Here is a 17,936-nt window from a genome sequence, read left to right as displayed (position 1 = left end):
AACCGCATATGCACGCGTTGCTTGCCAGCATTGGCGCCCATCCCTGGCTGGTCCTCGCCGTCGTCTTCGGCGTCGCGTGCGCGGAGTCGCTGGCCGTCGTCGGGACCTTCATCCCCGCGGGCATCGTGATGTTCGGCGCGGGCGCGCTGATCGGGGCCGGTGCGTTGAACGGGTGGATGACGCTCGCCATCGGCGCACTCGGCGCCGTGGCAGGCGACGGCATCAGCTACGAGCTCGGCCACCGGTATCACAGCGAGGTGCGCGCGTGGTGGGTGGCGAAGGGGCACGAGGCGGTCTGGGAGCGTGGCGAGCGTTTCGTTCAACGGCACGGCGGGAAAAGTATCGTGCTGGCCCGCTTCTTCGCGCCCGTGCGCGCGATCGTTCCGCTTGTCGTCGGCACGGCGCACATGCCGCGGCGCAGGTTTTATCCGATCAACATCGCATCCGCACTGGCCTGGTCGCCGGCGCATATCGGCCCGGGGATCGTGTTTGGCGCATCGGCACAACTCGCCGAAGCGGTCAGTGGGCGCCTCGCCGTGATGCTGCTCCTGCTGGCGGCACTGCTGTGGCTGGTGGTCCGGCTGACGCGTCTGGGCATCCAGCGCGGCACGCCGCTCGCGAGGACCGCTTCGCAACTGGCTGTACAGCGTTTGAGCCGCAGGTATCCTCGTCTGGCGAGCCGGCTATCGGCCATCGGCGATCCGGACAGGCCGGAGTCGCAGACACTCCTGGTGCTGGCGCTGCTCTTCATTGGCAGCGTGTGGCTGTTTCTGGGTATCCTGCAGGACGTGTTCGCGAACGATCCGCTGGTTCGTGCCGACACGCTTATCTACAGCTTCCTGCAGACCTTGCGCACGGTACCGACCGATTACGTGATGGCCGGCGTAATGGAACTGGGTGCCCAGTGGGTGGGGCTGGTGGTGGCCGCCGCCGTTCTCGTCTGGCTCATCGTGCGGCGATGCTGGCGCACGGCGGGCTACTGGATTCTCACCGTCGGGATAGCAGCTGTCCTGGGTCCCGTCATCGAACCCGGGAAGGATTACGCGCGACCGTTCGCCTGGCAGGCAGGCGCAGCGCACACTCCGTTGCCGAGCGGCAATGCCACGTTCAACGTGCTCGTGTACGGTTTCCTGGCCTGGCTGCTGGTGCGCCGGCAACCGCCACTCTGGCGCAGCGTGGTCATCACGGTTGTCGCCATCTGGGTTGCGCTCACCGGGTTTGCCCGCCTGTATCTCGGGGAAAACTGGCTGGCGGACGTACTGGGTGGCTGGAGCCTCGGGCTCGCGTGGTTTGCGGTACTGGCCGGCACCTACACGTATCAGCGGGTGCGCGACAACGTGCGTCCGAAGCCATTGGCCTTCATTGTGGCTGCGGTGCTCGCCATCTTCGGTCCCTGGACGAACCCTGAACATCTGCGGACCGACCTCGCCAGGTATAGCCCCGCACTGCACGAAACGGTGCTCACCCTCAGCCAGTGGACTGAGGGAGGATGGCGTGCGCTGCCGGGCCACCGGATCGAGTTGAGCGGCGAGGAGGAAGAATACCTGCCGTTGCAGTGGGGCACAGATTCCAGTGCGATCGCGCATCGCCTCGAGTCGGCGGGCTGGCAACCCGCGACTCCGTGGTCCGCCAGGTCTGCCTTGCTGTGGCTGTCGCCCCAGACATCAGTGGCCGCGTTACCCGTGCTGCAGAAACTCTCGGAAGGAAACAGCGCTGAACTGGTCTTTGTGAAATTCGATCCGCGACAACCGATGAACCGGTTAGTGCTGCGACTGTGGCGGTCCCGTTACCGGTTGGCGAACGGCACCAGGGCCGATGGTGTGACCGATGGGCCGATCTGGTACGGCGCGCTGTATCAGGAGGCCTTTCAGCAACCGTGGCACTTCGTCACGCTGGGTGCTGCCACGACCTGGCCGGATGCCTCCGTCATTCCTCAACTGCTCCCTATGGGAATGCAGGTGTCGAGCCGCACGGCGTTCGAAGACGGGTCGGTCCGGCGCGCTGTGCTGGTCTTGCCGGGCGCTTCCGAAGCTCCCCGTTGAAACACTGAGCCGCGAACGATCATGATGCAATATGCTGCCCGGACTCCCTTAACCCATCACACGCTATGACCCCTGACACGCCTTCACCCACCAGGATCGCCATTCCGCGCACGGTCTGGGCGCTTGGTTTCGTGAGCCTCTTCATGGACCTGTCGTCAGAACTGGTCCATGCATTGCTGCCGGTGTTCCTCGTGACCACCATGGGCATGAGCGTGACCGCGCTCGGTGCGCTCGAAGGCGCGGCAGAGGCAACCGCGCTCATCGTGAAGGTATTCTCCGGGCCGCTCAGCGACTGGCTTGGACGGCGCAAGGGCCTGCTGTTGCTCGGCTACGGACTGGCGGCGCTGACAAAGCCGCTGTTCCCGCTCGCGAGCTCGCCTGCATGGGTCATCACGGCCCGGCTGCTCGATCGCGTCGGCAAGGGCATTCGCGGCGCGCCGCGCGATGCGCTGGTCGCGGACGTGGCGCCGCCGGAGATCCGCGGCGCGTGTTTCGGTCTGCGTCAGTCGATGGATACGATCGGCGCGTTCCTCGGACCCGCGCTCGCCATCGCGCTGATGTTCTGGTTTGCCGACCACATTCGTACCGTGTTGTGGTTCGCCGTCGTGCCGGCCTTCATCGCGATCGGCCTGATCGCGTTCGGCATCGACGAATCGGGCCATGCGCCGGCACGGCGTACCTTCCGCTCGCCGTTGCACTGGCGTGCGCTGCGTGAGTTCCCGGCGCGCTACTGGTTCATCGTCACCATCGGCGCAACGTTCACGCTCGCGCGCTTCAGCGAAGCATTCCTGGTGTTGCGCGCGCAGCAGACGGGGCTGGATCTTGCGTGGATTCCCGGCGTGATGGTCGTCATGAGTCTCGCGTATTCGCTGTCGGCGTATCCGGTCGGCATCCTCTCGGACCGGCTGGATCGACGCCATCTGCTGGCGCTCGGCATGGCGCTGCTGATCGCGGCCGATCTGCTGCTCGGCATGGGCCAGTCGGTCATCTCAGTGTTCGTCGGTGCTGCCGTGTGGGGGCTGCACATGGGTTTCACGCAGGGCATCCTCGCCGCGATGGTGTCCGAAACCGCCCCCTCGACGCTGCGCGGCACCGCGTTCGGCGTGTTCAACCTGGCCTGCGGCCTGTGCATGCTGCTCGCGAGCACGCTGGCCGGCTGGCTGTGGGATCGCTTTGGCGCCTCGACGACTTTTCTCGCTGGCGCGGCGCTCGTCGTGGTGCCGCTGCTGTTGTGCTGGTACGCGCCGCGCCAGGCGGCCTCGCGAGCCTGATGGATCTTTATCAATGACTTCATTGCGATGAATACACTCGAAGCATTCAACCAGGCGCTGTTTCTCCTGATCAACGGCACGACCGCAACACCCGCGTGGCTGGTCGGCATTGCAATACTGATCGCCGACTACGTGATCTGGCTGATTCCGTTGCTGCTGGCAGCTATGTGGCTGTGGGGTAACGAAGCGCAACGGAGTCTGGCCATCCGGGCGTGCCTCGTCGCGATGCTCGGGGTCGGCGCGAACCAGCTGATCGGCCTGGTGTGGCAGCATCCGCGTCCGTTCATGATCGGTCTCGGCCATACCTTCCTGCCGCATGCGCCGGACTCGTCCTTTCCGAGTGACCACGCGACCGTGTTCGCCGGCATCGCCCTGACGTTGCTGCTGGGAAGCGCGCGCCGGTTGGGCGGGCTCACGCTGCTGGCCGGCGTCTCGGTCGCCTGGGCGCGGGTCTTTCTCGGTGTTCACTTCCCGCTGGACATGTTGGGTGCTGTCGTGGTGGCCTGTGCGGCTTATGCGCTAATCGCGCCGCTCTGGCATCTCGCTGGCAGTGCCGTGACGCGATGGGCGATCGTGGTGTACCGCAAACTTCTCGCGCGGCCGATCGCTCTCGGCTGGCTGCGGCGCTGATGATCACCAACCAACCGATGCAGCGCAATCAAGCCGTTGCCGCGTTCGATTTCGACGGCACCATCACCACCTCGGACAGCCTGCGTGACTTCGTGCATTACACGGTCGGTCACGGCCGGTTTGCCGTTGGGGTCGTGCGTGCGTCACCGTGGCTCGTGGGCCTGCTAGCGGACGTGTGCGATCGGGGATCCGCCAAGGCGCGTTTTCTGGCTGCAACGCTCGGCGGCATGACCCAACTCGAACTGGAAGGCGCGGCGCAGCGGTACGCGACAGAAAGGTTGAATGCCCTGATCCGACCGGAAATGGCGGCCAGAATCCAGGAGCATAAGCGATGCGGCCACCGGCTCGTCCTGGTCAGCGCGTCGCCTGCGCTTTACCTGAGGCATTGGGCTGCGGGCGCGGGTTTTGATGCGGTTCTCGCGACAGAATTCGAATTTCGCGGTGGCCGGTTCTCTGGCCGCTTCGCCTCGCCGAACTGTTGGGGGCCTGAGAAAGAGCGGCGGCTGCAACAATGGTTCGGCAGCGAGCCACCGCGCGTGCTGTATGCGTACGGCGACAGCCCAGGCGACCGCGAAATGCTCGCGCTGGCCCATCATGCATGGCTGAGGGGACTCGGCGCAATGCCGCCAATGGATGCATGGGAACACAAACGATGACGCCGTAGACACGGCCTTGCGAGCCGCCAGCCGACACGTGAACGCTCACCCACCTCGCGGACCGGCTGGAAGCGCTGCTCGGGCTGAAGTCTAGCACCGCTTACCTGTACTGGAAACGCGAACAACTCAACTTTTTCCACACCTCGCCGATATACCGCTCGAACGCAGGATTGGGTTGGACAGACTCGACACTTGTTGGAGCGGCGAGTGGACAAGAACAATTTCCTGCGAAACGCCGCTTACCGAATGGGCGAACGGCGCCGGGCACGCTTCGACGAAGACCTTTCCAGATCGAAGAATCTTCCAGCCCCATAACGCGCATACCAGCACGACAAAGAAGGCAGCCCCAGGAACCATCGGTCGGTCTCCACGTTGAGCCCATCAGGTCGTCAACGCTGAAACCACAATCCCCCCACTCAGGTGCCTCCGAAGGGCGCTCTTCACGATCATGAAACGAATATGAAACGAATCTATGCCACGTTCTTCGCCGTATTGCTGATCGCTACGATTGCGCCAGCGTGCCAGGGGCAGTACGCCACCGACTGGGTGGCGAACACATTTGGGACCAACGCCACCCGCGTGGGTAACGCCGCGCGCTCCATGTGGGTCGCGCCTGAAGGCGTTATCTATACGGCATCCATGTGGGACGAAAACGAGGGTGGTATTGCGGTATACCAGAACGGCCAAAGCATGGGGTCCCTGGGAGGTCACGGCGAATTTCAGGGCAGCGCCATTACTGGCAATGCAACTTCAATCTTCGCCGCTTTGAAATTTAATACCGCTTACGGCAGCGGCACGGTGGGGCGGTACGGCCGAACCACCCAAACCCGCGATTTTCTCATCTCGGTCAGCGCGACAACGGCTGAGCCGCGGGCTGATGTCATCACCGGACTCGCGACGTCGGGCTCGCTCCTTTATGCGAGCGACTTTCCTGGAAATCGCGTCCGGGTCTACACCACCGACGGCGTCTGGCGGCAGGATATCGCCGTCTCAGGCCCCGGCGGGCTCGTCGTGGACAGCGCAGGAAACATCTGGGTCGCGCAGAAGAGCGCGGGCGCAATCCTCGAAATCAATCCGGCCGGCGTGCTACTGAACACCATCCAGATGTCCGTCGCCTCTCGACCGTCCGCGCTGTATTTCGATTCGGCGACTGGGTGTCTCATGATCGGCGACGAGGGCCCCGACATGAACATCAAGATCTACAACGTCGCGAGCATTCCGTTGCTGGTCGGCACGTTTGGCATTCAGAGCGGATATCTCGACGCTACGGCCGGAATTAAAGGCCAGGTTGGTGATAAGCGCTTTACCCGCGTCACCGGCATCGGCAAGGACACCGCCGGCAACCTGTATGTGCTCAACAACCCATGGGGCGGAACCTGGGACCTCGGCCGCGACGGCGGCACGGACATTCACGCCTACGACAACGCCGGCCACCTGCGATGGAAGCTTCAGTCTCTCAACTTCGAGGGGATCGCCGCTCCGGACCCGGGTACCGATGGCGCCTACTTCTATGGAGGCACCAACATCTACACCGGCTCCGCTGGAGGAACCTTCGTCGCGAACACTGTCGATCCAATCGACTATCCATCTGATCCACGCATCAACCTCAACGATCGCGCGCGCGATGAGCACTTCGGTCAACTCGCCACCGTCGGCGCCAACCGGATCCTGGTGGCAGCCGGCCAGAATCCCGATACCTTCTACTTTTTCCACTTCAATGCTGCGAATGGCTACATCGCCATACCGGACGCCGCGATTCCAGGTGCAGCGTTTAATACGACCGCACCGGTCAGGCACGGCTTCGCCCTTGACAGCAAAGGGGACGTCTGGGCCGGTCTGGACAAGACGAATACCATCTCGCACTATCCGCTGACCGGCTTTGACGCCAGCGGTAAGCCGAATTGGGGAGCGGGAATTGCGACGCCCATTCCGAGCACGATCGCGCCGTTGACGCGGATTATCTATCTGCCGGAAAGCGACACCATGATCCTGGCGCAGGGAATTGTTGGGAGCACAGATTGGACGTCGATCGGAACGCGGATCGAGGTGTATCACGGCTGGCTCGCAGGCAACACAACCGCGCCCAATCCGGTGATCAATATCACCAGCGCCAATCCCAAGTCGATCACGGCAGCCGGCAACTATCTGTTCGTCGGATACGTCCATACCGTGCCCAACATCGACGCCTTCAATCTGACCACAGGCAGCCTGGACACCACGTTTATCAACAGCAGCCCCAACACCGTGTACGTCGGCAATGACGTGGATTCGATGTACGGCCTTGGATCGTACCGCCGGTCGACCGGAGAGTACGTGATCACGAAGGACAACTACAACGGCACCAGCATTATTATTTATCGTTGGACACCCTGATCAACCGTGCTCGTTGCGCCTACGCCCCCGGCAACGGGTATGCGATGGCTTGCGCCGGCGTACTTCCGTGCACTGCCGCACGACCGCCCAGCAGTATCTGGGCGGTCTGGGCCTCAGCCAGGCTGCCCGAAGCTACGGCGCAACAAAGAATACATCCGTGCGATTGGAGGTGTTGCCTGAGTTCGTTTGAACGAAGAATGACAGGAAAGCATTCCCTCGCGCTTCCAGACCTGAATAGTCCCCGAGGAAGAATCCCTCCGCTACCGGCGCCGTCTTCAGATCGAACGGACCGGATAGCCGCAGTTCGCTGCCGAAGCTCGCCCCGCCGTTGGTCGACGTCGTTTGCCAGTAGTTTGTTGGCAGCGTCGACTTGTTATCCGCCGCCAGGTCGCGGAAGTCGTAGTACGTGACAGCGACCGTGCCGGCGGCATTCACGCGAACCGACGGATTGAACGCCGGCCGCCCCGAGGGTGTGTTCACCCGGATGGGCGCGCTCCACGACGCACCGCCGTTCGTGGACGTCGAGAAGGCGATCTCGTCATACTGGCCGCCGTTGAAACGCGAGTCCTGCCAGACAACGTAGAGTTGACCCGTCGCTGGATCGATCGCCGGCTCGGGGATGATGTCGCCGGTGCGCACCGCTTCGCCGGTGTTGGGATCCGTGACCGGGACGGTCTCCAGACCGGCGATGATCTGCGGTTTCGTCCACGTTGCGCCATCGTCGGTCGACTTGATGAACGCAACCTTGCCGGCCGACTTTTCGAACGGTGGACTGATCAGGTCGAAAAAGTCATACAGTGTCCCGTCCTGCGAGTTGACCACGATCTGGTTGCCGATCGTCTGCTGCCGTGACGGCACTGTCACGATGACCGATGGTGAACTCCATGTGAGACCTCCGTCGACGGTCTTCGAGAACATCGACGGCCCCCGGAACGCGGCAGTGTGCAGGTTGGCGTATGGGTTGCCGTTCGGCAGTTCGAGCCGGTCCCAAACCGTATAGGCGACACCTGCCTTGATGGGATTGGCGGTCACCGACTCTTTGTCGTTGAAGAACTGCAGCGTGGGCTCGTTGTCAGCGATGAGGACGCTCAGATTCCCCCAGCTTTGGCCGCCGTCCCGTGAAACGGCCGCGGCGACTGCATTGTTGTTGTTGGACTGGTTAAACGAGATCGATACGGAGTAGGCGGTCCCATCCGGCCCGATGGATACCCAGGGGTCTGAGGCGCGCTCGTATCCGAGTCCGCCTGCGCACGCGCTGAAAGGCAGATTCGTCTGTTTCCACGTCTGACCGCCATCGAACGAGAAGCCGGCAACCAGGCCGTGCGCGCCGCCGTTCGACCAGCGATCCTGTTGCCACGCCCCGATGAGGTTCGACGGATTGGCGGGATTCACAGCCACCCAGGGTTCGACCTCCGCATTCACGTAGACTGTGCCGGGTCCGCCGACGGTACAGCTTGCAAATGGGCTGGGACCCGAGACCAGGGTGGGGGCACTCCAGCTTGTTGTGCTGGCCGCCAACATGGCGGCAAAGGGAATTCCGATCAGAAATGCACCAGACTTGTTGCGTCGCATGGAAGACTCCTCATCTATATGCGACCCGTAACAGGATAAGCGGCAGCGGCACGGCAGCCGCTGCTGGCTCGATTGGCATTGCGCCTTTTTGCCGGAGACTTTCACGATGGCATTGCCGAAGCGCCTCTCCCGCCATTGTCGTTCGCCGGTACCCACTGCCGCTTCCATGTCACAGGCCGCCGGCGCTGGACACCGCCAGCACGTCGGCTACGACTCCGTCTACGAACAGTCAGCCTTCCCTGGTGGTCGGCATTTCGCCGGTCTCGGCGCCCCCTGTCCCGCCAATAACGATCCCCAGAAGGAATGAAAAGGAATTTAGATCGTACGAAAGGAGGCGGCATGAAATTTTTTGTAACATGTGGCACGCGACGATGCGCGCCGCCCGCCCGCAACCATATGCACACAACGAAAATTGACGCGCGTCGCGACTGTGCGAAACCTGTCTGCAGAACCCAGCGAAGTAAGCGGATGGAACATGTTGCAACGACAACGACAAACCGCCCAAACCAATCGGCGCGATCGTCTGGCGGCGATACTGACGGCGGCTGGACCGGCATTGCGCTGCCGGCTCCGCAGAAGATCGATCTGCTGTCGCTGACCAACGGCGTCCTGACCGATCTCGGCCGCGCGCCGCTGGCGGCAGGCCAGTACCAGCAACTGAGGCTGGCGCTGGCGCAGAATCAGCGCAATACACTCGCGAACTCAGTGGTCGTCGGCAGCACCACGACCGAACCGCCACTCACAACGGCCAGCGTGCAGCTATCGGCGTGGCGCAGCCAAAAACGTCAATTTGCGTTAATTCGCGTCTCAAACGGTTTTCGGGAACATAGAATCGCCCGGTTCGCCTTGGTAGTGCTGGAGGAAACCGATGAAGGCCGCGTCCCACGTCCTGTTTTGCGCCGCGCTTGTCAGCCTCGCCGTATCCGCGTCGGCTCAAGAAATTTCGCCCGCTCCGAGGATGCCTCACGGTGTAGGGCCGGCCGTCGGCAGCGCCCTCTGGCCCGTACTGGAAAGCCAGTTGACTCATCCGCAGACGCAGCGCATCACGGCGTTGCGCGTGGTCTGCGAGGACTTCGCCACGATCGACGCACGGCTAACGTGTAGTGAAGACAAGGAGAAAATCAATGAATCGGCTATCCGATGAGGAATGGAAAACAGTCAGACGTCTTTTTCCTGAGCCTGGTGCAAGGAAACCCTTCGGGCGGCCTGCGTCCGATGTGCGCGCCGTGCTGGATGCGATCCTCTGGGTCACATGCACGGGCGAGCGATGGATCCATCTGCCATCGGATTTTCCGCCGCAGCAGACCTGCTACATCAAGTATCTTCAGTGGAGACGCAGCGGCATCCTCGAACAGGTTCATACCCTGCTTGCAGCCACCCGTAATGAGCTCGCGCATAGCGAACCGGATGACCGGTCATCCGACCTGGCCCGTGCAACGGGTCACTTTGCCTGAGGGCTGGCCCGCGCTGCCGGAATGGCATTTCCGGCGCTTCGCAGGCAGCGCGGCGATCGCGTCGGGAACAGCGGCAAACCTGACTTGAGGCGCTTGTGTCGCGATAAGGACGGCAAGGCGAGTAAATCCGATGTAATGAGGAATGCTTATATCACCAGCGAGTAAAACTGCCCGGCGACAGGCCGATGGAGGTCTTCTGGAGGTACCGGTCGGCCTCGCGGCGCCTGCGTTGTCAAAGCTGTCCTTCCGCTCAATGCGGAACTCGGGCGGGTGTCCAGTACCTGCGCAAGGCCACCCGGTCTGTGCTGGATTGTCGCCGCCCACACATCCACACGTTCCACGAGAAGATTCATGACAGTTTCCCCTTCCTCTCTTCTATTGCGGCCCGGTGAAAATCTAGCTCATGAGCGGCCCGCAGGCAAATCTCCGCGCGGTAGTATCAGGAATCCTATTTGTCATCGAGAACCAATTGTTTCGGTTGGACATGCAGCCCGAAATCACTTCACCTCGCACTTCACCTCGTATTGATGATCGCAACCCCTTTGCCCGTGAAGCGGATACGGCTCCGGTCATGGGCGAGCCAGATGTTGCTGCGCGGTAGCGACGGATTGAGGGCGCGACGGACCTGCGGATTGCGCGCCGCCGAAGACGGCATCGAAGTCACGCCGGGTCTGGAGCAGATTGTCAGTGTGCTTGACACACGGGAATGCGAAACTGGGACGCCGCGGCAGACGGCGCGTCATACCAGTGCACGCCAGCCCCAGCGCCGTGGCGAGAGCGGCGGCAATTTGTGCGCATGATGACGACCAACGCGAGCGCCGACTCGCGTGTGCGAAAGCCAGGGACGCGCGGCCGAAAGCGCTTCTGCTACGACATTTCCGGCACCGGCGTAAACAATGCAAACCCAATGCAAACCGCCCGTCGGCTAGCGCGGGCCCGTCCGCGTCTGGTACGTGCACGTGCTGGTAGACGTCTTCGATATTCGAATGGCCGCGCCCAGGGTCAACCCTTTTGTGCACTGTCCTGGTAAGTTACCCGCCCCGCACTTAATATTGACCTACGCAGTCCAGCACGCTTTGTGCGGGCCGTTGCTGCGGGTGAAAATCAAGGGGGCCGTCATGTCAGAAGACAAATCGCCACGCCATGCCGCGGAGCAGCAAACTGCGGATGTCTCCGAAGCACAGATCGCGGTGCACTGGCCGGAGGAGGACTATTTCTCGCCGCCGAACCAGTTCATCGCGCAGGCCAATCTGGCAGACCCGGGGGTGTTCGCGCGCTTTTCCCTCGACAACTTCCCCGAGTACTTCAAGGAGTTCGCGGACCTGCTGGACTGGTACAAGTACTGGGAGACGACGTTCGACGCCAGCCATCCCCCGTTCTGGCGCTGGTTCGTCGGCGGCAGGATCAACGCGTGCTACAACTGCGTGGATCGCCACCTCGCCAGCTACCGGAACAAGACAGCGATCCATTTCGTGCCGGAGCCGGAGAACGAGGCGGTACAGCACCTCACCTATCAGGAGCTGTTCGTACGCGTCAACGAGTTCGCGGCCCTGTTGCGCGATTTCGGCGGCCTGAAGGCGGGCGACCGGGTGACCCTGCATATGCCGATGGTGGCGGAACTGCCCATCACCATGCTCGCATGCGCGCGGCTCGGCGTGATTCACTCGCAGGTCTTCAGCGGATTCAGCGGAAAGGCGTGCGGCGATCGCGTCTCGGATTCCGGAAGCCGTCTGTTGATTACCATGGACGCCTATAACCGCGCCGGGGAGTTCCTTGATCACAAGCAAAAGGCTGACACTGCGGTCATGGAGGCCGCCAGCACCGGTCATCAAGTCGACAAGGTGCTGATATGGCAGCGCTACCCGGGCAAGTACTCGAGTCCCACGAAACTCGTGGAGGGGCGCGACGTCATCATCAACGACGTCCTCGGGAAGTTCCGCGGCGAACGTGTCGAGCCCGTTCAGATGCCGGCAGAGGCGCCGCTCTTCCTCATGTACACGAGCGGCACCACGGGGCGGCCCAAAGGCTGCCAGCATTCCACCGGAGGCTACCTTGCCTACGTCACGTGGACGTCGAAGTACATCCAGGACATCCAACCCGAGGACGTTTACTGGTGCATGGCCGACATCGGCTGGATTACCGGCCATTCCTACATTGTCTACGGCCCGCTCGCGCTCGCCGCTTCCTCGGTCGTGTACGAAGGTGTGCCGACGTATCCGGACGCGGGACGGCCGTGGCGTATCGCTGAAAACCTCGACGTCAACATCTTCCACACGTCGCCCACGGCGATCCGCGCGCTACGACGCTACGGACCCGACGAGCCTGCGAAATACAACTTCCATTTCAAGCACATGACGACCGTGGGCGAGCCGATCGAGCCCGAAGTCTGGAAGTGGTACCACCATGTGGTCGGCAAGGGCGAGGCAGTCATCGTGGACACCTGGTGGCAGACCGAAAACGGCGGATTCCTTTGCAGTACGGTGCCGGCGATCCACAAGATGAAGCCCGGCAGCACGGGACCCGCGATTCCAGGCATCCATCCGGTGATCTATGACGACGAGGGCAAGGAGCTGCCGGGCGGTTCGGGCAAGGCCGGCAACATCTGCATCCGCAACCCCTGGCCCGGGTCCTTCCAAACCATCTGGAAGGACCCGGATCGCTACGTCAGCCAGTACTACTCGCGCTATTGTCATGACCCCGAGAGCAAAGACTGGCGCGACTGGCCTTATATGGCTGGTGATGGCGCGGTGCAGGCAGCGGACGGTTACTACCGGATCCTCGGCCGCATTGACGACGTGATCAACGTCGCCGGCCATCGCCTCGGCACAAAGGAAATCGAGTCGGCCGCTCTCCTCGTCTCCGATGTCGTTGAGGCGGCAGTGGTACCGGTCGTTGACCCGATCAAGGGCAAGGTGCCGGACCTCTATGTTTCATTGAAGCCGGGACTCGCACCCTCTACGAAGATCGCGAACAAGGTCACGGCATCGGTGGTTTCCCAGATCGGCGCGATCGCTCGGCCACGCCGCGTCGTCATCGTGCCCGATATGCCCAAGACCCGCTCGGGAAAGATCATGCGCCGCGTGCTCGCGGCGATTTCCAATCGTCAGGACCCGGGTGACGTGTCCACGCTTGCCAATCCGGAAATTGTTGAACAGATCAAGGAGCTCGCGAGGTAGCGCAACGGCGCGCGTCGAACGATTGCCCAAATCTATCTTCCTCGAATGCGGCGGTTGAGGATTCGCGTCGAATGCGGCCCATTTGTCTGAGCGAAGCGTGCTGGACCGCATCTTGCAGCGGCCCTGGTGCGGGTGTAGCCTTTTTCATGTCGGCCCCAGAGTCGGCTCAATCGCCTGCCGTGATCCAGATGCCGCGCAACAGCCGGTATCCACGTGGCGTGGCATAGCTGGTGCCGACGCGCAACGCGTCTGCACGGAGGTGCCATGAACAAGCTCGCGTCCATTCTTCTGTGGGGTGCGCTTAGCGCAGTCGGTGCGTTCTCATTCGCGACACTCGCGCTCGGGCGCGGTGAAAACGTGAACGCGGTGTGGCTCGTGACCGCGGCCCTGATCGTCTATTTCATCGCTTACCGCTTCTACAGCAAATTCATCGCCGGGCGCGTTCTGCGACTCGACGATGCCCGGCAAACGCCCGCCGAACGCCACAACGACGGCATGGATTACGTGCCGACCAACCGGTGGGTGCTGTTTGGCCATCACTTCGCCGCGATCGCCGGCGCGGGTCCGCTGGTCGGCCCCGTGCTGGCGGCGCAAATGGGCTACCTGCCCGGCACGCTCTGGATACTCGCGGGCGTGGTGGTCGCCGGTGCCGTGCAGGACTTCATTGTGCTGTTCGCGTCGGTGCGCCGCGACGGCAAGTCACTCGGCGAGATGATCAAGGTCGAACTGGGCCCGGTGCCCGGCTCGCTCGCGCTGGTCGGCGTACTTGCGATCATGATCATCATTCTGGCCGTCCTGAGCCTCGTGGTCGTCAAGGCACTGACGGCGAGCCCGTGGGGCCTCTTCACGATCGCAGCAACGATTCCGATCGCGCTGCTCATGGGCGTCTACATGCGGATCGTTCGCCCTGGGCGCGTGGGCGAGGCGTCTGCGCTCGGCGTCGTGCTGCTGCTCGCGGCACTCATGATCGGCAAGACGGTCGCAGGCGACCCGACGTGGGGGCCAGCGTTCACGTTGAGCGGCCCGCAACTCGCGTGGGCTCTCATTCTGTACGGCGCCGTTGCGTCCAGTCTGCCAGTGTGGCTGATGCTCGCACCGCGCGATTATCTGAGCACCTTCCTGAAAATCGGCACGGTCGTCGCGCTGGCGATCGGCATCTACGTCGTCGCGCCGACGCTCTCGATGCCGCAGACCACGCGTTTCATCGACGGCACCGGGCCGGTCTTCTCCGGCAAGCTCTTCCCGTTCCTGTTCATCACGATTGCATGCGGCGCCGTATCGGGCTTCCATGCGCTGATTTCCTCGGGCACCACACCGAAGATGATCGAGCGCGAGTCGCATATGCGTCTGATCGGCTTCGGCGGCATGCTTGCCGAATCGTTCGTTGCCGTCATGGCGATGACGGCGGCCTGTGTGCTGCAACCGGGGATTTATTTCGCGATGAACGCACCGGCCGCGGTCATCGGGACCACGGCGGCGCACGCCGCGCAAGTGATTTCCAGCTGGGGATTCACCGTTACGCCAGAGATGATTAGCCAGGCGTCCGCCAATATCGGCGAGACCACCATCCTGTCGCGCGCCGGCGGCGCCCCGACGCTGGCGGTAGGCATGGCGCAGATCCTCGCCCAGGCGGTCGGAGGCACAGCTATGCAGGCCTTCTGGTATCACTTCGCGATCCTGTTCGAAGCGCTCTTCATCCTCACCGCGGTAGATGCCGGCACGCGCGTCGGCCGCTTCATGATCCAGGACATGCTGGGCCACGTCTACCCGCCGCTCGGCAACACCCAGCTGCTGCCCGCGAACCTGCTGGGCACCGGACTATGTGTGGCAGCCTGGGGCTACTTCCTCTATCAAGGCGTGGTCGACCCGCTGGGCGGCATCAACACGCTCTGGCAGCTCTTCGGCGTCGGCAACCAGATGCTTGCCGGCATTGCGCTGCTGCTGTGCACCAGTGTGCTGATGAAGATGAAGCGCGAGCGCTATGTCTGGGTGACGCTAGTGCCGACAGCCTGGCTTCTGGTCACCACACTGACGGCCGGTATCCAGAAAGTCTTCAGCAGCGATCCGCGCATCGGCTTCCTTTCGCTGGCGAACAAGTTCAGCGACGCAGCCAAGCACGGGACAGTGCTGGCGCCTGCCAGGTCGATTGCGGAAATGCAGCGGGTGGCCTTCAACAACTATCTGGATGCGGTCGTCTGCGGCCTCTTTGTCGTGCTGGTGCTCGCGATGTGCGTCTTCGCCGTCAGGATGAGCTGGCAGGCGCTGCGCCACACACAGCCCACCACCCACGAGACGCCAGTTGTCGCGCGCGCTTAAGGAGGGCTCGCCGTGAAAACGATTCTCAGTCGCAAACCTGTGGGATCCCCGCTTCAGGCAACGGGGATCCAGCCGTGTGTGGATGCGCCACCCAAGCGCCTGTCCGACATTGCGAGGACGCTGCACCGTGCCTACCTGCAGGTGTTTGGCATCCCGGACTATGAACGCTACCTGTCGCATATGGCGTCGCATCACCCGGGCGATCCGCTGCTGTCGCGACGAGAGTTCTGCGCCCGGGCGATCGATCGCAAATACACCCGTAGCGGGTCGAGGTGCTGCTAGCGTTCCATCCAACGAACGCCTTTCGCAGGATCGATGTCGCGATCCTGACGTCCTCACACTTCCGGAACCGTTGGACTATCTGGATGCCGCTTCAGTGCGTGCCGGCGCCTTGCTTGCCGTTCGCGTCGGTGTGCCTGACCGTACAAATCAGGCCGGCCTCCGCCGCAACCGCACCATCGACCTCAGCGCGCGCCTTGAACTTCCAGATGCCGCGCATATGCCGCTCGAACGTCGCGTTCAGGATCAGTTGGTCGCCCGGTTCGACCACCCGCTTGAAGCGCGCATTGTCGATGCCGACGAAAAGATACAGCGTATTGGCCGGATCGTGCGGCACTTCCGAGAACGTTAGCAGCGCCGCCGTCTGCGCGAGCGCTTCCAGAATCAGCACGCCGGGCATCACCGGACGCGTCGGGAAGTGACCCGCGAAGTACGGCTCGTTGATCGACACGTTCTTCAGCGCCTTGATGCTTTTGTGCGGTTCGAGTTCGAGCACCCGATCGACCAGCAGGATCGGGTAGCGGTGCGGCAGCAGCGTGAGAATCTTATGAATGTCGAGATTGATTTTTTCGGTGCTCATGGTGTTTCTGCTCACGCATTGGCTGCGATGACGACCGCGGATACCGATGCAGGGGTTGGTAGTGCATGCCGCCGCCGATTTCCCGTCGACTCCATTAGCCGGCGGAGGCTGACGACGCCACCAGGTCACAGCAACGGGCGCCCTTTCCCGGCAGCCACCGCTTCGGGCACCTTCACGCATTCCCACAGGTTGTCTGGATTACGAATCACCGCGGCGCTCCGGCTCTCATCCCGCGTACCCGGTCCCGTCGGACCGGGTATCGCCTCCGGTTTCTACTTCTCCCTCAGGAACGACTTCAAGCGCGCAGACCGGGCCGGGTGCCGCAGCTTGCGCAGTGCCTTGGCTTCAAGCGCGCGGCCACGCGTCGCCTGAAGGAAGGCACAGGGCTCGCTTCTGACTGGACATCCGGGCAAAAACTGACGGCGGACGAAACAGCTGACGTACGCCTGATCTGTGCGGCCTGACTGGAAGCGCCGCGTCACGCGGCCGCCAACATACGGACACGGGCGGAGGTCGACACAAGCGACTCGTGCGCGGACCTCCCGCGGAACCTGACATTTCAGGCAGCTGGGCGCAGACTCCTTAACCGGGCCGGTGCTTGGACAAACGCACGCTTTGCACCGTACCGGCACCGATAGCAGCGTGAGGCAGGCAAGATCGGGCGCATGTCGAATGCCCGAGTCGCGCCGCACAGGCACTAATATCGCTGCGCAAGAGCATCCACGCATTGAGCGTAGATGACGATGACTCGCGGTGACGCGAAGTTGATCTGCCTCTCGCTGGTGAAGAACCAGCACGCATCCTGTCGGCCATGCACCATGCCACCGGCCTCCACAAGTTGCCGCGCAAGATCGGCGGCCATCCGGTTCAATTCGCCACGACAATCATGCAGACCGACGTCTCCGGAGGATCACTTCATTGACCTGAAGCAGGTATAGTTCACGCAGTTTTTCGACGTGCCCGGGCACCAATGGCGCTCTTTGTCCTGTAGGTGACGCCATGCTGCTCAAGGTATTCGCGAATCAGTTGCCGCACCACCTGTGAGGGTGTCAAATCCTGTGCCGCGCACAGCTTTTCGAACGCCTCCTTCTTCACAGGATCAATCAGGATTGTGAGTCGAGCGCTTTTCGTTTCCATGACGGGGGCAATAATCCAAGTATGTTAATTAAATTATAATACATCGCGTGGTCCGGGTCATCCTCGTGACGTCACGGGCGCACCACGCGTCGTCGATTACTGAATCGCTCGCCCCTATGCGGCCGATGAACGGTTGAGAAGCACTTCAAGGGGCGGGCGGCGCCCCTGGGTTTAACGTACCGCCCTGGCACGCAGGTAGTTCTGGCCGGCCTGGGTAATCGAAACGGTGCCCCGCCCGTTCGCTGGGACCGATACAAACCCTGCGTTGCGCAGTTCCTGCGCGACCGACCAGTTCAGGGCGGGCGCGTCGCGGCCGTATCGCTGCTGAGCCAGACGCTCGAGCGCCCAGACGGCCGCATGGGTCAAGGTGCCGCTTTCGTTGTCGCCTCGTACTGTCATCTTCCCTCCTCGAGAATGCGCCTGCTTGAAAAGGCCGGGAACGTGTGCGTG

Annotated in this window: 14 protein-coding genes and 1 pseudogene; 10 read left to right on the top strand and 5 right to left on the bottom strand. The window is 62.6% G+C overall.

The genetic code is table 11. The features are described from left to right. Window positions 1-8: 8 nt before the first annotated feature. The 5 genes from AC3WOG_RS09875 (at window position 9) to AC3WOG_RS09855 (ending at window position 6,972) form a co-directional block, all read left to right on the top strand. Window positions 9-2,042 carry a bifunctional DedA family/phosphatase PAP2 family protein gene (locus AC3WOG_RS09875; protein WP_492577808.1) on the top strand — a complete coding sequence of 678 codons (2,034 nt, stop codon included), beginning with the start codon at window positions 9-11 and terminating at the stop codon, window positions 2,040-2,042. 65 nt (window positions 2,043-2,107) lie between these two features. Next, a complete protein-coding gene (locus AC3WOG_RS09870; protein WP_492577807.1) occupies window positions 2,108-3,313 on the top strand; it encodes an MFS transporter in 1,206 nt (401 codons plus the stop codon). A gap of 27 nt (window positions 3,314-3,340) precedes the next feature. Further along, window positions 3,341-3,943: a phosphatase PAP2 family protein gene (locus AC3WOG_RS09865; protein ID WP_492577806.1), complete on the top strand. Its 603-nt coding sequence runs from the start codon at window positions 3,341-3,343 to the stop codon at window positions 3,941-3,943. Next, window positions 3,943-4,599: an HAD-IB family hydrolase gene (locus AC3WOG_RS09860; RefSeq protein WP_492577805.1), complete on the top strand. Its 657-nt coding sequence runs from the start codon at window positions 3,943-3,945 to the stop codon at window positions 4,597-4,599. The genes AC3WOG_RS09865 and AC3WOG_RS09860 overlap by 1 nt, the downstream gene beginning before the upstream one ends. A gap of 459 nt (window positions 4,600-5,058) precedes the next feature. After that, window positions 5,059-6,972 (top strand): SMP-30/gluconolactonase/LRE family protein, encoded by a 1,914-nt coding sequence (locus tag AC3WOG_RS09855; RefSeq protein WP_492577804.1) that lies wholly within the window; start codon window positions 5,059-5,061, stop codon window positions 6,970-6,972. Between the two features lie 132 nt (window positions 6,973-7,104). Here AC3WOG_RS09855 and AC3WOG_RS09850 read toward each other — a convergent pair whose 3' ends face one another. Next, window positions 7,105-8,544: a sialidase family protein gene (locus tag AC3WOG_RS09850; protein WP_492579761.1), complete on the bottom strand. Its 1,440-nt coding sequence runs from the start codon at window positions 8,542-8,544 to the stop codon at window positions 7,105-7,107. Window positions 8,545-9,012: 468 nt separating this feature from the next. Here AC3WOG_RS09850 and AC3WOG_RS09845 point away from each other — a divergent pair, with 468 nt between their 5' ends. Both AC3WOG_RS09845 and AC3WOG_RS09840 read left to right on the top strand, forming a co-directional pair. Continuing rightward, window positions 9,013-9,648, top strand: a complete 636-nt coding sequence (locus AC3WOG_RS09845; RefSeq protein WP_492577803.1) for a DUF4382 domain-containing protein — start codon at window positions 9,013-9,015, stop codon at window positions 9,646-9,648. A gap of 20 nt (window positions 9,649-9,668) precedes the next feature. Continuing rightward, on the top strand, window positions 9,669-9,998 hold the full coding sequence (locus tag AC3WOG_RS09840; protein ID WP_492577802.1) for a transposase: 330 nt from the start codon (window positions 9,669-9,671) through the stop codon (window positions 9,996-9,998). 271 nt (window positions 9,999-10,269) lie between these two features. Here the strand turns inward: AC3WOG_RS09840 and AC3WOG_RS09835 are convergent. Continuing rightward, a pseudogene (locus AC3WOG_RS09835) lies at window positions 10,270-10,351 on the bottom strand (ACT domain-containing protein); the annotation flags it as partial. A gap of 765 nt (window positions 10,352-11,116) precedes the next feature. Here AC3WOG_RS09835 and acs point away from each other — a divergent pair. The 3 genes from acs (at window position 11,117) to AC3WOG_RS09820 (ending at window position 15,772) form a co-directional block, all read left to right on the top strand. Further along, on the top strand, window positions 11,117-13,174 hold the full coding sequence (acs, locus tag AC3WOG_RS09830) for an acetate--CoA ligase (protein WP_492577801.1): 2,058 nt from the start codon (window positions 11,117-11,119) through the stop codon (window positions 13,172-13,174). Between the two features lie 264 nt (window positions 13,175-13,438). After that, complete coding sequence (locus AC3WOG_RS09825; RefSeq protein ID WP_492577800.1) at window positions 13,439-15,490, top strand: carbon starvation CstA family protein; 2,052 nt, start codon at window positions 13,439-13,441, stop codon at window positions 15,488-15,490. A 12-nt stretch (window positions 15,491-15,502) separates the two neighbouring features. Further along, a complete protein-coding gene (locus AC3WOG_RS09820; protein WP_492577799.1) occupies window positions 15,503-15,772 on the top strand; it encodes a YbdD/YjiX family protein in 270 nt (89 codons plus the stop codon). Between the two features lie 91 nt (window positions 15,773-15,863). Here the strand turns inward: AC3WOG_RS09820 and fabZ are convergent, their stop codons facing one another. The 3 genes from fabZ to AC3WOG_RS09805 all read right to left on the bottom strand — a co-directional run bounded on the left by fabZ (window position 15,864) and on the right by AC3WOG_RS09805 (window position 17,885). Beyond that, window positions 15,864-16,349, bottom strand: a complete 486-nt coding sequence (gene fabZ, locus AC3WOG_RS09815; RefSeq protein WP_492577798.1) for a 3-hydroxyacyl-ACP dehydratase FabZ — start codon at window positions 16,347-16,349, stop codon at window positions 15,864-15,866. Between the two features lie 939 nt (window positions 16,350-17,288). Further along, a complete protein-coding gene (locus tag AC3WOG_RS09810) occupies window positions 17,289-17,486 on the bottom strand; it encodes a ribbon-helix-helix protein, CopG family (protein WP_492577797.1) in 198 nt (65 codons plus the stop codon). A gap of 171 nt (window positions 17,487-17,657) precedes the next feature. Next, a complete protein-coding gene (locus tag AC3WOG_RS09805; RefSeq protein WP_492577796.1) occupies window positions 17,658-17,885 on the bottom strand; it encodes a hypothetical protein in 228 nt (75 codons plus the stop codon). Window positions 17,886-17,936 lie beyond the last annotated feature (51 nt).

The organism is Paraburkholderia sp. FW306-02-B, assembly GCF_058782725.1.
This window is presented reverse-complemented; position numbering and strand designations above follow the sequence as displayed.